We start from the raw sequence: 20,052 nt of genomic DNA, 5'->3' as shown, positions 1-20,052 counted from the left end.
GATGAGTACCGCTGCCAGCCGAGATGAGCTGCTGGATCTGATTGACGATTACCTGGATGAGCGGATCGTGCCTGCGGACGCCGACCGTTTGCATGAGATTTTACGTCATGATGATCAAGCTAGGCTCATCTACATTGAATATCTGGATCTCTTCAGCGAGATCTTGCGTGCAGTCGGACATCAGGGCAATGTACGCCAAGCCGTGCTCGAAGCCGATTCTGGGCCAGGTCTCCTGCGTTGGTTCATGAGTTCGACGATCGCTGCCCTGACGATGAGCGCGTGCGTCGTGATTGCACTCGCGATTGGGATTGTCTCACTTCAGGAGGCTCCGAAAGTTGCCAAGGAATTGGAGCAGAAGACTTTAGAGGAAGTGCCCATCGGCTTACGGCCACAAGAGACGACGCCCGTCCTCGGAGAGAAAGAACGTTTGGTGGAGAGCTGGATGCCGCCGGCTGCAGCATGGATCGAAAGCGGAGAAGCACTGGCGCTCGGAGATGAAAATGAAAATGCTGCAGTCCGCACCGCAGCATTGGAATCGAATGGGATCTGGCCGGGGGATCGGCTGGAACTGACCGGCGATCATTTGATCATTCGTTTCGCTTCCGGCGCGAGATGCTATCTCGCCAGCTCAGAGGCAGTTCCACATCCCCAGATCTCGATTACCTCAACGAATTCCTGCGAGTTTGCTGCAGGGACAATGATGTGTCGGGTACCGCGTGAGGCTTCCGGATTTAAGGTCAGGACTCCGGGCGGGGAATTGATCGACCTGGGTACTGAATTTGGTGTGGACGTGAATGTCGAGGGAGATGCGGAGTTACATGTTATGAGGGGCTCTGTCGCAGCCAGAAAGACGGCGGGATCAGATACCGTTTCCGTGAATGAAGGAAATGCAGTTCGAGTCGCGACCTCAACCTCCGTGATCGGGCCAATTCCCTTCATGCCCCGGTTGTTCGCCCGACCTGCCGCCTATCTCTATGGAATTGAAATGATCTCTCCGAAGGTTGTGTTTCATGCACACCTTCCCACATCTGCCTGGCAAGTCGAGAATGAAGAATCTAACGGAATCCACCTTGTGCTGGAGGGAACCGGCGTCTCAGCAGGCCAGCTATTGAAGTTTAATTCTCTTTTATCGACTCATCTTGAAGACGACAAGAAACTGGCCACGACTACGGCTCCGAGGACATTCTCACTCTCTGCGGGCCAGCCGTTCGACAGCTATCTTGTAGCGACTGGGAAAACTTCAGGAGAACTGAAGTCAGTGGAAGGAGAGATCCGCTTTGCACGACCAGCGCTCGCTGTTGTGACTCAGGCGGCAGAGATGTCACAGATCGCCCGCATCGTTCGGAACGATCAAGTCGTCGAATCCTATGACACAGTCGAAACAGTGGGAGGAAAGGATGACGATCTTCTCCAACTGAGTGAAGATGGACGCACACTTCGATTTCGACTGACCGTACGTACCAATGATGACTATTTCCGCGTGCTGGTCTCAGCGGATTCATTATGAATTGTGATGCGACTCGTTATCGCCGCGTGTTGCGGCGTGGCCATTTTTTGTTGAGTTCTCTTTAGGGAGTAAAGCCATGCAGGGAAATAAGTCCAGATGTTCAAAAGCCGCATTTACTTTGATTGAACTGTTGGTTGTGATCGCCATCATAGCAGTTCTCATTGCACTGCTGCTGCCAGCGGTACAGCAGGCTCGTGAAGCAGCTCGTCGATCGCAGTGCAAAAACAATCTCAAACAAATTGGTCTTGCATTACATAATTACCACGATGCCTACAGTGTGTTTCCCATCAACGGAACTGACAAAAATGGAGACTCACTACCGAGAGTAGTCTGGCCGGTCCGTCTTTTGCCGTACATTGAGCAATCCGCTGTTTATAATCAATTGGACTTTAGTAAAGACCTGCGTTCTGCACGACTGGCCGATGGTTCGTATGCCTCGAGCCGTGTAATTGGCCTCTACCGTTGCCCGAGCGACCCGAGTCCTCAATTCGTTCCGAACAGCAACAATACAGCTCAGCTTCTGCACCAGATCAGCTATGGTGGGTCCATGGGTTCACAGCGAGTGAATTCTTCCACGACGGCCTGCAACTCATGGAATGACCTTCGGGAGCAACCCGCCGGAGATGCCGATCGAGCGCAGTCCCTGACTCTAGTTTCGGGCATGTTCGCCATGGGGTGCCTCTCTCACCGGATGCGTGATGCGACGGACGGATCTTCGAACACGTTTCAGGTTGGTGAAATACTCCCTGAGTGCGTGAACCAGAACGGTCGATCAGGAACCTATTGGAGTAACGGTTCAACTTGCGGCGTGGTGTCGACAATCGTTCCGCTGAATGACAAGTCGACCTGCCCCAGTGGTCCAGTAAGCAATCCAAGTTGCACAGTTCCGACATCTGCTCTCACTTACGAGCGTGCATTTCGTTCCGCCCACATTGGAGGAGGTCATTTTCTGCTTGTGGACGGATCCGTTCATTTTATTAATCAGAATATCGACTATGAAACGTATCAGTCACTGGGGGCAAAAGCAGACGGAAAAGTGCTGGGACAATTTTAATGAAGCGATCCCATGCTGAAGTGCAGTAGATTGACGATTGTCATGTTCTGGAGGTGAATCGATGATGCTTGCCTGTCGGCGAAGGATGTTGGTTTTAAGTGCCGTCCTTTTCGCAGCTTGTAGCGGTTGCGGAGGGTCCTCAGAGGCGAGGTTATTTCCGGTGACTGGAGAGCTCATTTTCAACGGGAAGCCGCTGCCCGATGCGAGCGTGACTTTCCTGCCGGAAGAGCCCGGCCCAGCTTCCATGGGAATGACTGATGAAAATGGAAGGTTCACCTTAATGACTCAAGGGAGACACGGCGCCGTTGCGGGTCAACATCGGCTGGCCGCGTTCGCAGCCAAAGATTCCCGCCCGATCAGCCCCACTGAACTTGAAACAATGAGTCAGGTGGAGCTTGACAGGATTCGTAAATCGCTCATCCCCGCGAGGTATGGTCACCCCAGTACCAGCGGCCTCACTGCTACCGTTTCAGAGGATTCTGGAGCGAACCATTTTGTGTTTGAGCTGAGCCCCTGACCGAAGATCATCTTCAGGCACTGCGGGGTAACTCTTGAACGTGGAGATCGCAGAGAGAAATTGACAATGGTTGTCCAGCTGCGTGTGTTCTCTAGCGATCAATCGTGTCTCTCTCTGCGTTCTTTCCGCAGTCTATGTTAAACCCCTTCTGGTCCGTCTCCGGGAGAAAGTCTGATTGACGTGACGGGAATGTTTTTTCCGACAACGACGTAATTCATCATGATCTAGGAATTGAGGTTGATCGATGCCCTACAACCGACGAACGTTTCTCTCTGGATTGCAATATTTGCTTGCCGGGCTGTGCGCCGTGCCGTTCGTCATCAAGCGAACGCGGGCCGCTGGCACGAAAACGACACTCTCTCTCGCGCAAGGCCAGTGGATTGGCGAGCCAACCGCTCATGCTGCGCTCCTGCAAACCCGGCTGACAGCCAGTACGGGACCGGTCGATGGCGATGTGCCGGGAGCGGACGGGGTTGCCCGATTTGAAATTTCCCGGCACGAGGACTTTCGGGATTCAAGATGGACAGACTGGATCGAGGCGGTTGCTGACCGCGATTACGTCGTCAGGAGCGAAATCTCGGATTTGCAGCCAGGAACGAAGTATTATTATCGGCCTCAGTATGGTCCGCACCGCGATCAATCGCAGCTGGGGCCGATCGGGTCGTTTACAACACTCCCAGGGGAAGCCGAATCGGTGCCGGTCGATTTTGTTGTCTGGTCCTGCATGAACTACGCCTTTTTCCATCGGACAAAGCACAAAGATTCGAAACTCGGCTACCCGGCACTGGAAGTGATTCATTCTTTGCATCCCGACTTCATCGTCGCGACCGGTGACAATGTCTACTACGACCATCCGATAAAGACTCCCGCTAAGACACCCGATGAGCTGCGCAAGAAGTGGCACGAGCAGTTCGTGATGCCGCGGTTTGTGGAACTGCTGCAGGATGTTCCAGTCTATTGGGAAAAGGATGACCACGATTTTCGCTACGATGATTCCGATCTGACGGTGGGCCGTGAACCGTCGGTGGAATTGGGGCATGCAATTTTCCGTGAGCAGGTTCCGATTCTGCCGGTCGGAGACGAAGGAAACACGTACCGCACTCATCGCATTTCCAGGGATTTACAGATCTGGCTGGTGGAAGGCCGCGACTATCGCACCGCCAACAACACCGATGATTCCGCCATGAAGTCCCTGTGGGGAGAGACGCAATACGCGTGGCTGCAGCAGACTCTTAAAGAGAGTGACGCGGCCTTCAAAATAATTATCTCACCGACCCCGCTCGTTGGCCCGGATCGCAACAGTAAACGGGACAATCACACGAACCTGCGGGGGTTTCATCACGAAAGAGAAGAATTCTTCGCATGGTTAAAAGAGAATGACTTCTCCCCCGAAGAACTTTTTCTCGTGTGTGGCGACCGGCACTGGCAGTACCACGCGATCCATCCATCCGGATTTCAGGAGTTTTCAGTCGGGGCGTTGCATGAAGCCAATGCTGTTCCCGGCATCCTCGCAGGCCAACCAGGGAGTACTGATCCCGAGGGTTTGATCAAGCAGAAATTCCTGCAGCGGGAAGCCAAGGGAGGTTTTCTCAACGTTCAGGTCTTACCGGCGATGCCATCTCAGCCAGCAACGATCACCTTCAAATTCCATCATGAGCTGGGCGAGGTATTGCACCACTACCAGACGCCGAGGGTATAGCAAATAGACACAGTATGATGCTGCGAACTCAAAAGAACTGTTCGATGAACAAATTCCGCATATTTCGCACCACTCAACATCTCGCGGTGGGCGTATTCTTAAGTCTCGGTGAGGGATTTACCTTTTAGAGTCTCATTCCAGACGATGACTGACCTATCGTGAGCGTTTCAAGAAATCAGATTCATTATCTCTCCGTGGCGCTGGCACTGGCCGCTACCTCGCTTCCCGTTCAGGCACAAAACAACAGCAAACCGACACCTCCCCCTGCTTATCTGAACGCGGACGAAGCTGGCCCCGACTATGAGCTGCAAGGAGAGTACCGGGGCTGGCAGCGGTCATTAGGTTCGGATCGCAGCAGCCGTTCGGTTGGCCTGCAGGTCGTTGCGCTCGGAGACGGGAATTTCGTAGCGAGCAAGTATTACGGCGGACTCCCTGGAGCGGGCTGGTCCGGCAAACAACGTTTCGAATATACAGGAAAATCCGTCGGAGACATCGTGCGGCTCTTCGGCTCGGATTACAGGATCGAAGTGGACGGCAAGACCGCAGCGATCTTTTCCAAAGAAGGGTCGCGTTCGGGCGACTTACAAAAAGTCGAACGCGTCAGTCCCACGATGGGGGCGATCCCGCCTCAGGGGGCAATCATCTTGTTTTCCGGAGGGCCGACCGAGCAATTTGTGAATCCCAAAATCACGAAAGATGGTTTGCTCCGGGAAGGAACACAGACCTCACAAGCGTTCGGGGACATGCGACTGCATGCGGAATTTCAGCTGCCCTTCAAACCCAAAGGCCGTGGACAGGATCGGGGTAACAGCGGATTCTATCTGCAGGGGCGGTACGAGGTACAGGTGCTGGATTCGTTCGGACGCGCAGGGATCGAGAATGAATGCGGTTCGATCTACAGAACCAAGCGTCCAGACGTGAACATGTGCTTTCCGCCACTGGCCTGGCAGACCTACGACATTGACTTCACCATGCCGAAGTTCGATTCGGCGGGCCAAAAGGTCTCAGACATGCAGATCACTATCTGGCAGAACGGAGTGCTTGTGCATGACCATGCTCTCATCCCCAATAAGACCGGAGGAGGCATTGCTGAAGGCCCTCAGCCGCTGCCGACCAAGCTGCAGGATCATTCCAACCCGGTGCAATATCGGAATATCTGGCTGATTCCGAAAACACCAGATACGATGGGCTCGAACAATTGGGTCCATCTGCCGTTGTCCGGGCCTCCGACGCCTTTGAATTCTTACGCAATGCGGGGAGTTCTCAGCGTAGACCCCTCAGTTTCTGATTCGATAGGTGGCCGGTGCCCATAAAGCTGACGCCGACACACGTGGCTTCGTTGCCGGTTGTGATCCTGGCAGGGTGGATATCTATCTATTCGTTCGTGGACTACCCTCAACGCTCCTTTCCACCAATATGGACCACAACCGAAATTTCTCCCGGACCTTCAGGCCAACGCGGATGCCGAACTGGTTGTCGATGCTCCTCGGGTGACGATGTAAAAATCTGATCACGCTGAGCATTACTGACTGATTCGTCAGAGGATGCTTTGTTGGATATCTGCTGCAAGCACTGCGCTTTTCAAATATTGCGATCACGAAATTCCACTTCAATGAACGTCAACCGAATCCGGCCCTTGCTGAGAATGTTCCTCGTATGGGGAGTCGGTGCATTTCCGTCAGCGGGAGCGGATCTCTCCGCCGGTGATCGCATCGAATACAATCGCGACATTCGCCCGATTCTTTCGGAGAATTGTTTTGCGTGTCACGGACCCGATGGAAGTCATCGCGAAGCGGACTTGCGGTTGGATATCGCCCAGGCGGCGAGTGTTGCTGCCAGTTCTGGTGAGTTCGCCATTGTCACGGGTAAAAGCGAAGAGAGCGAACTGATCGCGAGGATCACATCGAATGATCCCAACCTGAAGATGCCGCCGCCGGAGAGCAACAAGTCAATATCGCCGGATCAGATCGACAAGCTGAAGCGATGGATCAATGAGGGGGCTGAGTATCAAGGGCACTGGTCGTTTCTGCCCATCCACAAACCCTCTGTTCCCGATGTCGAAGATTCAGGGCTTGGCTTGCGGAATCCCATTGATGCGTTTGTTCTGGCAGAACTGCAAACCCACGGTTTGCAACTATCTCCACAGGCAGATTCCGTGACGCTGGCACGGCGGTTGTCATTCGACTTGATCGGCTTACCTCCCACACCCGAGCAGGTTTTAAAGCTGGCTGCCGATGGAAGTGATGCCGCGTATGAAAATCTCGTCGATGAGCTTCTCGAATCACCGCACTTTGGCGAACGGATGGCCATGTGGTGGCTGGATCTGGTGCGCTATGCTGATAGTGTTGGCTACCATGGTGATCAAGCTGTTGACGTGTTTCCCTTTCGTGAATGGGTGATCGAGTCATTCAACACAAATCAGCGATTCGACGAATTCACGCGTGAACAACTGGCGGGCGATCTTCTCCCACAGCCCACGCTCTCCCAAAGAATTGCCGCCGGATATAATCGCCTGGGAATGATGACTCAGGAGGGGGGCGCACAACCCAAAGAGTACCTTGCAAAATATGCTGCGGAGCGCGTGCGGAATATCGGCGGCGCCTGGCTGGGACTGACGACCGGTTGTTGCGAATGCCATGATCACAAATTCGATCCCATCACGACGCGTGATTTTTATCGTCTCGAAGCATTTTTCGCAGACATTCAGGAGCAGGGGCTTTATACAGGAAGAAAATTTGGTCCCACAACTGTGATCACGACACCGGAACAAGATGTCCAACTGGCGCGATTTGATGACGAAATCGCAAAGCTCAAACAGAAACTGGAAACGTCAACCCCTCAATTGATCGACGCCCAGTCTCAGTGGGAACAGGACCTTGCCCGAGTCATTGAATGGAAAGTCCTCGAACCCACAAGCCTTCGTTCCGTCAATGAAACGGTACTGACGGTCCAGGAAGGTTCTTCCATTCTGGCCAGCGGCGCCAATCCCGCATCAGAGGAATATACGCTGGCCTTTGCGGAACCCGTGGAGAACATCACCGCCTTACGCATCGAGGTGTTGCCACATGATTCACTTCCCAGCAAAGGACCGGGACGTGCGGGAAACGGCAACTTTGTGCTCAGCGAAGTGGTGGCAAGCATTCAGGCTGCTGATGGCAGTGAACAGCCGGTTCTCCTGGCTAACCCCTCAGCAAGTTTCGAGCAGGTATTGACAGGCCAGGGCAATCCCTACGCAAAATGGGCCATTGCCGCTGTGATCGATGGAGATGGGCAGGGGGCCAACTTGGGCTGGGCCATTCTGCCAGAAATTGGCAAGCCGCAATCGGCAGTGCTGGAAACACAGCCAGACCTCAAGATTGCGGAGGGGAACAAGCTGTCTCTCAAGTTGTCGCATCATTCCCAACATGGGCAGCATTCGCTGGGACATTTTCGCATTTCGGTCACATCGGCTGCGCGGCCCGTGACACCGTGGTCGTTAGACAAGCTGCCGGACAACATTCGCAAAATTATAGGAATTGACTCTGCCCTACGTGATGACCATCAGAAGGAAGAATTGGCAGGATATTATCGTTCCATTTCGCCACTCACGGAACCGGTACGGAGTCAGTTGGCTTCAATTCAAACACAGCGTGTTGCGTTCTACGAATCCCTGCCCACCATGTTAGCAACAGTTTCCGTTGAACCTCGCGTGATACGTGTGTTACCACGTGGTAACTGGATGGATGATTCCGGCGAGGACGTGCAACCCGGCACCCCCGAATTTCTGCCTCAGCTGCCGGTCAGTGAGAAACGGTTCACGCGGCAAGATCTGGCGGAATGGCTGGTGTCGAAAGAAAACCCACTGACCGCTCGGACATTAGTGAATCGGCTCTGGAAGTTGTTTTTTGGGGCAGGGATTTCACGTAAGCTCGACGACCTGGGAGCTCAGGGTGCGTGGCCCACACATCCGCAGCTGCTCGACTGGCTGGCTGCCGAATTGATCGACAGCGGCTGGGATGTGAAGCACGCCATCAGACAGATTGTCATGTCGAAGACCTACCGACAAGCCTCCAACGTTTCCTCCGAGCTTCAGGAGAAGGACCCCTTCAATCACTTCCTGGCCCGACAGGGACGGTTTCGACTCGATGCAGAGATGGTGCGGGACAATGCCCTTTGGATCAGCGGACTTCTTGTCGAGACAGTCGGCGGCCCGAGCGCGAAACCGTATCAACCGCCGCGTTACTGGGCCTATTTGAACTTTCCCGAACGAGAATGGCAGAACGACAAAGGAGCCAATCTTTATCGTCGCGGGCTCTACACACATTGGCAACGGCAGTACCTGCACCCCAGCCTGCTGGCGTTCGATGCTCCCAGCCGCGAGGAATGCACCGCAGACCGTCCGCGCTCAAACACTCCTTTGCAATCCCTGGTGCTGCTCAACGATCCAACTTACGTGGAAGCCGCTCGCGCCTTTGCTGAGCTGATCATGCGTCAGAAAGGCATTTCTTCAGATGAGCGACTCGATTTCGCGTTTCAGCGAGCCCTTTCTCGAACGCCGAAACCCGAAGAAGCCGCCCTGCTTCTAGAGATGTTTGAAAAGCATCTAAACCAGTTTAAAGCTGACTCGCATGCCGCTCATGATCTCCTGACCGTGGGAGATCGTCTGCCGGCAGGGGATCTCGATCCGGCCGAGCTGGCTGCATGGACGAGTGTGACCCGCACGATCTTGAACCTGCACGCCACCATCACACGGAATTGAGCCATGAACTCCCGCACTCTAGAACAACTGTTGACACGGCGTGCAGTCTTGGGACGGGGTGCGCGAGGCATTGGATCCGTGGCACTGGCCTCGTTATTGAATCCGTTGGCAGGATCTCCGATCAAGGCCGCCCCGACCGGCTCCGATCGCTGGCCGGGGATGGTTCATCCCTTGCATGTCCCTCCCAGAGCGAAACGCGTGATCTGGCTCTATATGGCGGGAGGCATGTCCCACCTGGAAACGTTCGACAATAAGCCGACGCTCAAGGACATGCATGGAAAGCCCATGCCCGAAAGCATTACGAAGGGTCAACAGATTGCCCAGCTTCAAGGGCAAAAATTGAACTGTTTCGCACCGCAGCATGAGTTCAAGAGATATGGTCGAAGCGGCCAGGAAATCAGCACGATCTTTCCGCTGCTGGGGGAGATGGTAGCTGATGACATCTGCATTGTCCGTTCCTTGCACGGGGAGGCCATCAATCACGATCCGGCACATACCTTTATGAACACCGGGAGCATGATCCCCGGACGTCCAAGCGCCGGTTCCTGGCTGTCTTATGGGCTGGGTGCCGAAACCGAGGATCTGCCCGGGTTCGTCGTAATGATCTCGACCGGGAAATTCGGTCAGAAGCAGCCGATCGCAGCACGGCAATGGCATTCCGGTTTTTTGGCCAGCCGGTTCCAGGGGGTCGAATTTCGCAGCACGGGTGACCCGGTCTTATACGTCAGCAATCCCAAAGGGGTGGATCTCGACCGACAGCGGGACGTGGTGAAGGCAGTTCAGAAGCTGAATGCGATTGAAAACGAGGCTCTGCATGATCCAGAAATCGCGACGAGAATCAGCCAGTATGAAATGGCATTCCGGATGCAGACCAGTGTCCCGGATCTGATGAATATCAGCCAGGAGCCCAAGCACATTCTCGAACTCTATGGAACGCAAGGGGGGGATGGTTCATTCGGTTCCAATTGTCTCCTCGCCCGTCGGCTGGCCGAACGGGGTGTCCGCTTCATCCAGTTGTATCACCGTGACTGGGACCATCACGGCAGCGTGAAAGCACATTCCGCCGGCACCGCTGCAGAAGTGGACCGCGGGGCTGCAGCGCTGATCACTGATTTGAAACAGCGAGGCATGCTGGATGACACGCTGATCGTCTTCGGCAGTGAATTCGGCCGCACACCGATGGCGCAAGGGAACGGTCGCGATCATCATATTGCCGGATTCACAATGTGGTTCGCTGGTGGTGGCATTCGGCCAGGAATCAGTTACGGCGCGACGGATGAATTCGGTTACTACGCTACAGAGAACAAGGTCGGCGTGAATGATGTTCACGCTACACTGCTGCACTTAATGGGAATTGACCATCAGAAGCTGACTTACCGCTTCCAAGGCCGCGACTTCCGCCTGACTGACGTGGGCGGAAAAGTGATCCAATCGATTTTAATGTAGCGGCAGAACAGAAAGACCAACTTCGAATTTTCTCACCTGGTCCGAACCCCTGCGATCCCAGCGGATGGAGTTCTTCTACCACTGACACTCATCGGAAACCAGCGTCACAGGTGACCTATACCGTCGCTGGATTACTTTAGTTATTCCGTGCTGACTCACGTCCAGTTTCATGGCTATTTCTAGAGGCGGTTTCAAAACTGGGAGGGCGAGGCTCCTGCCGAGCCGCAAACAAAGTGAAGCGTGACTTTCACGCGGCTCCGCAGGAGTGTCGCCCTCCCGAATACAGCTCAAATGAGGTTTTGAAACCACCTCTAATGACTTTAACCAATCGACCGTCTCCGATTCTGAACGTTTCGGATTTTAAGAGATTCACCGTGGCCATAGAGGAAATTCTCTTTCCGATTCTCTCTGTGATGTGAGCCAAATTCGAGGTCCTGGAACTCTTCAAACCGCATGAAAATCCAACCCCAATTTCCAGTCAGGGTGGAGGCACCAATGCACCAAGCAAAGAGTTGATCATTTATGTGCTCATCTGCTTTGTTCAAAGTCTTCCCGAGTGGTCGACTGGATCCATTCTGGACGTTCGATTCTCAGCTCTGGACTATTCCGTTTCATGACTCGTTGTCCATTGATTCTCTGCCTACTGATGAGCGCTGGTCGCGTCATGGATGAAGTTGCCCTTTCAGCTGTGGTAGTTGCTGAACCCTCTCTCGAAGTTCAGAAAATCCGGCCAGAATGGGACCGGCACGCGCAAGTCATTGAGGATTCGTTCAGAAAATGGAGTATCATCCGTCTAAGTCCTTCGAATGACTTTGCGACTTCCAGTACTCGATCGACTTCGAAAATCATCCGCGTCTTCGACAAGGCGATCAGTTCCTCCTGGAAGGGATTCGGTTCCGTCAGATGCTCTGTACGAAATCACGATTGGCTTGTCGCGTTTCGAAAATACGACAGCGGATGAATTTCAAGCGGCATTGGCGGATCAGTTTGAAATTCCAACCCCCATGGCAGTGGCCCAGCCTTACCGGTTCTTTTGCGACCCTACCGAGGAGCGACATCGCCGGTGGTTGACAACAGCTGAAAAGCCCATCGCGGTCGTTATCTGCCCGGTCGGAGAATCTGCTGACTGTTTCGAACAGCCGTTGTTTTCTTACCTACTCGAAGCCGAAGCTTGTCGGTATGGAATGGCAATTTCGTTTTACAAGAACATCGAGCTGGAATACGAACTGTCGCTGGATTTAAAACCGCTTGAGGGACATCCATGTCAGCTTCTGCAGGTTTGAAGAACCGTAAATACCAAACGCCAACCATTGAGAGACTTCTGGCTGCGCAAAGAGACTGGAATTCGCATTCGTCGTTATATTTCTCTAGCTCCATGTCTCGTCACTATGCAGTTTGATGATTTCACGGATGGTGACATTTCATTGCATCAGCGTACGACCATCCTCCGTTTCAGCGCCAGCGGGGACACTGGGGGTCAATTGATCGCTGTCGCCCAGCTAGAATTGCACATGGATCTGCAGGAACACCTTTGTGGAAACCTCAGCTTCCCAGCGGCACGCTCATCACTAACTTCATCCATCAGAATCGCCGCCTGACAACGACAGAAGGGATCGCCCCCAGCGAACTGCTAGATCGAGGATTGCAGCGACTGAACTTTCAAAGTGGACCGATAGCAAGTGTTCTGGCTTGGTTTTCCTGGCCCTAGATTATCTTTCCGAGGCGAGGTTTCTGCGTTCTCTGGGCTGGCGTAACTAAGTTTCTGTGACTGCACCCGACGTACCCGTTCAGATCGCTCAATCCACATCGGCCAGCGAACAGAATCTGTCAAACATTGAGAAGGACTGACCATGGCAAAGGAGTGGTATTGGAAACATCGTGGCGAACTTCGTGGACCGATTTCCACAGAAGACCTGGATGATTTGATTCAGCACCACCGCATTGACAATCGGGACGAATTGCGGCCAGTCGGTAGTTCCGCCTGGCTGAGCGCTGAGGCAGTCAAAGAAATGTTCGCAAGCGCCCTGTCTAAGCCGACCGAGAAATCTACCATGAAGGCAGCCGCGCGGTTGTTACAGCAACGACGCTTTCATGCTGCCAGCGAGGGAAATGGAAAAAGCCGCTTTCAAGGGATTCAGTTGGCAGACAGGCTGAAATCCGCAGGAGCGATTCTAGCAGCCCGTTGAATTTCCTTTCTTCGCTTGACAGGTCTGGTAGATTTCCGGTGGTTCGGATTTCAGGCATTCAGGGAGGGTGACCGATGGCGTTGGGGAAGCGGGAGGAGTCGCAGCAGCAGGAGTTCTGGACTCCGACAGCGAATCTCTCCAAAGGGCCGGGGCATGTCTTCTATGACAAGCTCAATCAGGTGCTGGCCAAGGCGGGATTCGACAAGGTTCTCGAGGACCTCTGCTCCCCGTATTATGCCAGCACGGGTCGCATGTCGATTCCCCCGGGCGTGTACTTCCGCATGCTGTTGGTCGGGTACTTTGAAGGGATCGACTCCCAAAGAGGCATCGCCTGGCGGTGCGAAGATTCTCTCTCGCTGCGACGGTTCCTGGGCATTCCGCTGGGGAAAGAGACCCCGGACCACAGCAGCCTGACACGCATTCGTGATCGACTCCCGCTGGAGATTCACCAGCAGGTGTTCCAGCAGGTGCTCAGCATCATCGATGAGCATGGACTTCTCAAGCTGAAATCAACCGGTGTGGACTCCACGCTGCTGGAGGCGAATGCCGCCATGAAGACAATCGTCCGTAAGGACTCTGGCGAAGACTGGAAGGAATTCCTCAAACGCCTGATGCAGGAGGAAGGGCTGATCGAAGAAGACGATGATCCCAGCGACGAAGACCTGCGTAAGTTCGACAAAACCCGTCATCAGCAAGGGAAGAAGAAGGTCTCCAATGCCGACTGGGAATCCTCGTCAGACCCCGATTCCCGGATCGTGAAGATGAAAGATGGCCGCACTCATCTGGGCTATAAGGCTGAGCATGTGGTCGACCTGGAGAACGAGTTCATCCTCTCCGCCACGGTGTGTCATGGGACGAACAGTGATGCCGGCACGCTCATCGAAAGCGTGGTGAATGCCCAGCAGAACGTGATTCTCGCTGGGAGTCCGGAAGAGATTGAAGAGGTTGCTGCCGACAAGGGGTATCACAAGAACGAGACGATCACGCAGGCCACGCAGCTGGGACTGCGAACGTACATCCCGGAACCGAACTCACAATACAATCGGACGTGGACGGACAAACCAGTGGAAGTGCAACAGGCAGTGCTCAACAACCGCCAACGCATGAGTCGATCCAAGGGAAAGGACCTGCAGCGTCAACGCAGCGAGAAGGTGGAACGCAGCTTCGCCAATGTGTGCGAAACCGGCGGAGCGAGACGAACGTGGCTGCGAGGAATTGAGAAGATCAACAAGCGTTACCTGATCGTGGCTGCAGCCAGGAACCTGGGCCTCCTCATGCTCAAAGCGTTCGGCATCGGCAAACCCAGGCATCTGCAAGGGGGACTGAGGGCCCTGGTGGCACTCTGGGGAACCTGCACGCTGCTCTGGGCCGCCCTGAGAAACCGCCTGCGATCGCTCCAGGCAAGGACAGCTCATCCGATGGCGTTCCGAGACATCAACTGGCAATTGACCCCACAGCGACCACGTACACCCCGGAAACTCCAAATCATGCCAACTTCAACGGACTGTTAGAAACCGAGTGAGCCTGTTGGCTTGTATTCACGGTCGTCTGAAGTGGCATTCTAGAAAGAACTTATCGCCAAGAAGAGCTGAAGCAAAATCCCTGTAAGAGCGATGGCCTACGGAACCGTTCCTGAAAGAGATTGTCAAGCGGGACAGGGTTTTCCTGGTGTGGGTGTGTAGTGCGATCGGCAAAGTTCTGGGCTTTGTTTCGAGGTTCATGGTGTGTGGACTGTGCTGTGTGCTTTGTTCTGCATGATCATCTCACCGGTTGTCGTTGCGACGGGAGGTTGCAATCGTTCTTGTCGGATGCGATTGCTCCCCACACATTCCTTCGCGAGGCACGATCCATGGTCTCATGGATCGCTCTGCTGCCTTGAGCAGACGCGGATTTACCGAGATGCGAATTCCTCTCCGAGGAGTCTGCTCCATTCAAAGGGACGTGTCATTCTGCTGAATCGGTTCTCATCAACAGCGACATCCACGGTTCCGTGCGAGCTGGACTGATCGGGAGGGATCTCAGGCAATGTAACTCACCTGGATCGAACAACCGGGTGAAATCTTTTTGATGGGTCTCCTTGGTGAACAGGGTGATGGATGCGGATCAACTGCTGTCGACTTCAGGCTCTGGCGATGGCTCGGCACTCAAAATAACTCTGCTGTTTGCTGAGGATGTGCCAGATCACGGTCGCCAGCTTCCGCATGACGGCCACTCGAGCCACGCCTCTTCCTAGTCGTCTCTTGATCTTCTTGTACCGCTCCCGCAGCCGACCATCCTTGCGGAGCACCTGATACGTCACCTGGGCCAGCAGCCAGCGGGCCGTGTTGTTGCCGGCCTTGGTGATTCTCCCCAGCCGCTGGTTGCTCTCACCGCTGTTTCGACAGCCGGGAGTCAGTCCCCAGTAGTTCGCCAGGCTTCTGGCACGTGGAAATCGCTGCACGTCACCAATCCCAGCTGCCAGCGAGATCGCTGTGAACGCACCGATCCCCGGCATGGTCTTAAGCAGCTGGGCATTCGGGTTGTCACGACCCCGCTGGGCGATGCGCTTCTCCAGCTCCAGCAGTCTCTCCTGAATCTGAGCCAGATCCGCCAGGAGGAAGTTCATCTCCAGTCGATCAATCTCTGGCAAACAAATCTCTCGCAGCCAGGCAATGGCCTTCACGGTGGGAAAAGTCTTCGTCGGCAGTTCCCATTGCAGGTTGTGCCGACGGAGGATGTGCTTGATCTTGTTGACCAGCTGCGTCTGAGTCTGACCCGCTTCTTTGCGAAGCGTGCTGAGCTTGCGGTTCTCCTGCTGAGTCGTGCTGCAGATGGTCACCTGTCGCAGGCCTCGAACGGGTTTGCCTTCCAGGAAGCGATCCCGGTTCACCCAGAGCAACTCACTCAACGCTGCGGCATCACGCCGGTCCGTCTTGCAGCGTTTGCGTTCTTCCGGCTGAATGAGGATCACCTTGTGGCAGCGGTAGTCCCGCAGCATGCGAATCAGCCAGTCATTGAAGCCGCAGACTTCGACCACAGCAATGAACTGTTCTTCGCTCTGAGCACACCTTCTCGTCAGCTGGTCAACGAACTCCAGAATCTTCTCGGGCTGCGTGGACACCTGACGAGCGAGTAGCACGTCGCCACTCTGGTCGCGAAGTGAAACGGTGAGCTGACGGGCATGCTGATCGATTCCAAGAAAGAGCATGGCGAGGTTCTCCGGTGAGAAAAAGGGTCGGGAAACTTCCACACTGGGAAATTCCGCTCCCAATCGCAATTGCTCTTTCATCGATATCAAAGGGAGCCGAGCACAAGTCTCTGATAAAAGAGCAGGACGAGACGCTCAAGGGGACACACTCGTTGTGGCTTTACAACCTGGAGAACCTCAGTGAGCAGAAGCGAGCGGAGTTCGACCAGATCAAAGGTGCTCAGCTGAAGACGGCCCGGGCGTGGGCCATTCGGGAACAGTTCCGCTGGTTCTGGGACTGCCGGAGTGCGGAGGAAGCGGACGAGTTCTTCCAGACTTGGTTCAGCTGGGCCATCCGTTGCCGACTCATGCCAATCAAGCGTGTGGCGAAGATGATCCAAAAGCGGATCGACAACATCCTGAACTGGTTTCGCCACCGGATCAGCAATGCCGCAGCGGAAGGGTTCAACAACATCATTCAGTCCCTGAAATCCGCCGCCCGAGGATTCAGGAACTTCGCCAACTTCCGAACAAGAATCCTGTTCTTCTGCGGCAAACTCAAGCTGCTCCCAGAATCAGCAAGCCATTAAATTGTGGGAAGAACCGGTTTTTGAGATAACCTCTTACAATCACAGTGTTTTACGGCCTTTTTGACTCACTTACGCACGCCGGCTACGGAACCGAGGGATCTCTGGTGATGTGAATCACCTGGAATGAACATTCTTATTCCAGATTCAGATCCAGCTTGTTGGCTCCCGGTTGAACGACAATCGTCAATCCAGACGTGGATGCTTGACGAAACTTCTCTGGGATCTTGGATTCTTTCGTTGGTGAGGAAACCCCCTCTCTCGGTGGCTGCGGAGGCGGGGGGCTGACTTTAACGGCGTATTCTCCAACTGGAAGTTCCGCAAGAAAGAATGTGCCATCAGCTCCGACCTCAGCAGCTGCGGAATCCCCGGTTTTCTGTGCGTAGAATCCGACAGCCCCCTCAGTCAACGGATTTGCGCCAATCTTCACAACACCGGTGACTGACCCTGACTCTCGATGTCCGGCTCCGCGATAACAGCCGACCGCGACCAGTAAATATAAGATTGCGGCGATCAAACAACCATGTCGTCTCATAATAATCCCGATGCACTAAAACGATTGCACGTAAACAGAAACCGTTCACTCGCTCGCGACACGACGAACTCCCACGCCGTGGACAGTGCGTTCGTTGCAGAAGCGGAGAGCGGACTACGCGTGTGAAGTGACGCGTCTGAGCCAACTCATCGGATTCGATTTCTGGAGTGAAGACATACCCGAAGTCGCGAAACCCAAACAAAATGTGTCAATGTCGATTTGACCTGGACGATCCAGATTTTCCGCAGTCTGAAGGGCGAAGGGACTTCTGATCCTGATGCATCGAGAACAGTGGCCCCGGAAGTGCTGGATAGTCCAGGTCATTCAACGCGAATTCCAGCTCGTCCAGCGAGATACTTGATGACAATGAATTCCATTTCCGTGTCATCAAGCGGCTCACGATGCAAGCTGCAATCGATTCGATGTACGTGTCGCAGACTTCTGTTGCTTTAATTGGACAATTAAAACTCGCCGAGAACCTGACCATCGTTGCGAGCGGCCAGACAACGGAGATTGTTCATATCGATATTATCGCTGATAAATCGCACGGCGCCGTCACCCAGCAGGGCATGTATGCCGCCCGTGTGATACGAATTCAGTACACCACTTGGACCATAAGGCTGTGTCCCTTCTGCAAGAGGGGCAGTTTGAGAATTGATGCGGTGATAGACGTTCGCAGTTCCGACGCTCCAGGAATTGGGCTTACTTTCCCCAAGGGCATTTGTATATTCTGTGTCGGAACCGGTTGGGAGCGAATCTGGTACTGACTTGCGAATCGGTGTTCCCGTATATCCACCATAATGACCGCTTCTTCTGTCTTGGCCGCCGACACTGCCTGACTGTTCCGCGATGATGATTGTATTCGACGTTCCGTCCGTAATATCGCGCATTCTGACGGTTTGGTTGTGGAGAAACGTGCCGTTATTGGTGATGACTCCCCCGTATTGCTTGTTTGCAAATCCCACATTGTTGCCACTAGGAAACTGCACATTTATCCCAGAGACGACTCCTGCTCCTGAAATGCCAACGTACATTGGAATCTGAATGTCCTGGGAATTGGCGCTGAGGAGGTCGTTCTTCGCCTTCGGATTGAGCGGGCTTGATGGACAAACATAAGTACTAATGACAAGTCCTTTCAACGTTGCGACATTCGTGGTGGAATCAGCACCAATGGCGCTAAATTTTCTCCCAGACGCGGTGAAGTTCAATTGGTTGAAAAGTGCAGCCTGATCGATTCCAGGAAAAATGCCCAAGCGCCAGTTTGTCCCGACATCGCCGGGCCCAAATGTTCCTCCAGGGAATACATTTGTCGTGTCGTGATAGTTATGGACGGCCAGCCCGATCTGCTTCAGGTTATTCTTGCATTGCGTTCTTCTGGCCGCTTCCCGTGCCTGCTGCACTGCAGGCAGTAACAGAGCGATCAGAACCGCGATGATCGCAATGACGACCAGCAATTCGATCAGCGTGAATCCTCTCTTTAACTTCACTTGACAGCAATTCATGAAAAGCTCCGGGCTCGACATAAAAACGAGAACAAAACTAGGAAAAGGCGGACGGAATCTACGGATGGTTCTCTCGAACGATCATCGCTGACAATCCGACGATACAAGACACATCTTCAAATGGACGTGCCTGAGTCATTGGAGCCACACGAGCTGCTTGTCTACACAAACGCTCTTTCGCGGCAGCCGCATTCGATCGAGGAATTCAGGATCCGAAATCGATCAACCATGTGATTTCATCGCGTCAATATACTGCGATGTGTGCACGGGAGTCTTTCCAAATGATGCCTGATACAAATTTGAACAAGCGTCATTGCGATTCCTTCCGTTTTCACCGATCCTGCCGGTTTCGCGAAAGGGACACATTATCCGTCCCTTGAAGTTCGTTTCAATTTGAATGGACAGGATGTAAGCCACATTTCCCGACGTGCCACCAATGCCCCTGCTTCCTCCTTGTAGTCACATGGAGCTTCCGCAGGGCGTCGTCGCTGGGACTCTCCCCGCCTCGAGAAGCCCTTCTTCCCGCATCCTTCATCTGAGGAAGTCCTCCCAGTCTTCGCCCGAGTCCTTTCCCACGAGTGTCTTTATGACGGCATTCGCCTCCAGCAACGGGGAGAGCTTCCAGATCTCCAACTGCTCCGGCTCTTCCCGCTTCCCCGGTGCCTCCCGATCCCTTGCCTTCTCGAAGTCGCAACCGCCCGCAATCGACACCACCTGTCAGCTGGAAAGGCGATTTCAACTGGCTGTCGGTTGTGTCATGGCTCTCTCCGCTTCCGAAATCGGGCCGGAGTGTCTCCCGTATATTTCCGGAACACTGTGCTGAAATACTGGCTGGTTGAAAAACCGTTGTTGAACGCAATTTCCGTGATTGAAAGATCTGTTTCCAGAAGATCTGTTTGAGCCTGCTTAATTCTAAGGCGCTGGAGGAAGTCGTTGGGGGGCATTCCAGTCGCTTCCTTAAAAATTCTGAAAAGTCGCACGCGACTGCACGAGGCAACGGCAGCAACATCATCGATTGAAATCATCTCCCGGAGATTGGCCTGCATGTATCGGGTCACAAGGTCCACGGCGTGCGAGGCCTCGGGGGCGCGACTTGCCGTTAACAGCTTTGCAGC

General features: G+C 54.0%; 14 protein-coding genes. 11 read left to right on the top strand and 3 right to left on the bottom strand.

Annotated features, from left to right (window positions below; all coding sequences use genetic code 11):
- Nucleotide 1: 1 nt before the first annotated feature.
- The 9 genes from SH661x_RS14180 (at nt 2) to SH661x_RS14140 (ending at nt 14,658) form a co-directional block, all read left to right on the top strand.
- Nucleotides 2–1,507 (top strand): hypothetical protein, encoded by a 1,506-nt coding sequence (locus SH661x_RS14180; protein WP_437222561.1) that lies wholly within the window; start codon nt 2–4, stop codon nt 1,505–1,507.
- Between the two features lie 76 nt (nt 1,508–1,583).
- Nucleotides 1,584–2,561, top strand: coding sequence for a DUF1559 family PulG-like putative transporter (locus SH661x_RS14175; protein WP_437222559.1), 978 nt, complete (start codon nt 1,584–1,586; stop codon nt 2,559–2,561).
- A 761-nt stretch (nt 2,562–3,322) separates the two neighbouring features.
- The gene (locus SH661x_RS14170; RefSeq protein WP_437222557.1) at nt 3,323–4,777 is read left to right on the top strand and encodes an alkaline phosphatase D family protein; all 1,455 of its coding nucleotides are present in this window, start codon (nt 3,323–3,325) and stop codon (nt 4,775–4,777) included.
- 158 nt (nt 4,778–4,935) lie between these two features.
- Complete coding sequence (locus SH661x_RS14165) at nt 4,936–6,090, top strand: 3-keto-disaccharide hydrolase (RefSeq protein WP_437222554.1); 1,155 nt, start codon at nt 4,936–4,938, stop codon at nt 6,088–6,090.
- A 299-nt stretch (nt 6,091–6,389) separates the two neighbouring features.
- Nucleotides 6,390–9,515, top strand: coding sequence for a PSD1 and planctomycete cytochrome C domain-containing protein (locus SH661x_RS14160; protein ID WP_437222552.1), 3,126 nt, complete (start codon nt 6,390–6,392; stop codon nt 9,513–9,515).
- 3 nt (nt 9,516–9,518) lie between these two features.
- Nucleotides 9,519–10,961, top strand: a complete 1,443-nt coding sequence (locus SH661x_RS14155) for a DUF1501 domain-containing protein (RefSeq protein WP_437222549.1) — start codon at nt 9,519–9,521, stop codon at nt 10,959–10,961.
- A 1,004-nt stretch (nt 10,962–11,965) separates the two neighbouring features.
- Entirely contained in the window at nt 11,966–12,244 is a 279-nt protein-coding gene (locus SH661x_RS14150; protein ID WP_437222546.1) for a hypothetical protein, read from the top strand.
- Nucleotides 12,245–12,811: 567 nt separating this feature from the next.
- Nucleotides 12,812–13,147: a GYF domain-containing protein gene (locus SH661x_RS14145; protein WP_437222544.1), complete on the top strand. Its 336-nt coding sequence runs from the start codon at nt 12,812–12,814 to the stop codon at nt 13,145–13,147.
- Nucleotides 13,148–13,221: 74 nt separating this feature from the next.
- Nucleotides 13,222–14,658 carry a transposase gene (locus tag SH661x_RS14140; RefSeq protein ID WP_437222541.1) on the top strand — a complete coding sequence of 479 codons (1,437 nt, stop codon included), beginning with the start codon at nt 13,222–13,224 and terminating at the stop codon, nt 14,656–14,658.
- A gap of 608 nt (nt 14,659–15,266) precedes the next feature.
- Here the strand turns inward: SH661x_RS14140 and SH661x_RS14135 are convergent.
- Complete coding sequence (locus SH661x_RS14135; RefSeq protein ID WP_437222539.1) at nt 15,267–16,334, bottom strand: IS110 family transposase; 1,068 nt, start codon at nt 16,332–16,334, stop codon at nt 15,267–15,269.
- Between the two features lie 14 nt (nt 16,335–16,348).
- Between SH661x_RS14135 and SH661x_RS14130 the strand changes: the two genes are divergently transcribed.
- Nucleotides 16,349–16,903 carry a transposase gene (locus SH661x_RS14130; protein ID WP_437222537.1) on the top strand — a complete coding sequence of 185 codons (555 nt, stop codon included), beginning with the start codon at nt 16,349–16,351 and terminating at the stop codon, nt 16,901–16,903.
- Between the two features lie 993 nt (nt 16,904–17,896).
- Here the strand turns inward: SH661x_RS14130 and SH661x_RS14125 are convergent.
- A complete protein-coding gene (locus tag SH661x_RS14125; protein WP_437222534.1) occupies nt 17,897–18,937 on the bottom strand; it encodes a DUF1559 family PulG-like putative transporter in 1,041 nt (346 codons plus the stop codon).
- Nucleotides 18,938–19,523: 586 nt separating this feature from the next.
- On the opposite strand from SH661x_RS14125, the gene SH661x_RS14120 reads away from it, so the two are divergent.
- Entirely contained in the window at nt 19,524–19,760 is a 237-nt protein-coding gene (locus tag SH661x_RS14120; protein WP_437231245.1) for a hypothetical protein, read from the top strand.
- On the opposite strand, the gene SH661x_RS14115 is transcribed toward SH661x_RS14120, so the two are convergent.
- Nucleotides 19,693–19,881, bottom strand: a complete 189-nt coding sequence (locus tag SH661x_RS14115) for a helix-turn-helix transcriptional regulator (protein ID WP_437231204.1) — start codon at nt 19,879–19,881, stop codon at nt 19,693–19,695. The two genes, SH661x_RS14120 and SH661x_RS14115, sit on opposite strands and share 68 nt — an antisense overlap.
- Between the last annotated feature and the right edge of the window lie 171 nt (nt 19,882–20,052).

Source organism: Planctomicrobium stercoris, assembly GCF_051465655.1.
Lineage (GTDB): Bacteria > Planctomycetota > Planctomycetia > Planctomycetales > Planctomycetaceae > Planctomicrobium.
The sequence above is the reverse complement of the archived record's forward strand: the minus strand, read 5'-3'. Positions and strand labels throughout refer to the sequence as shown.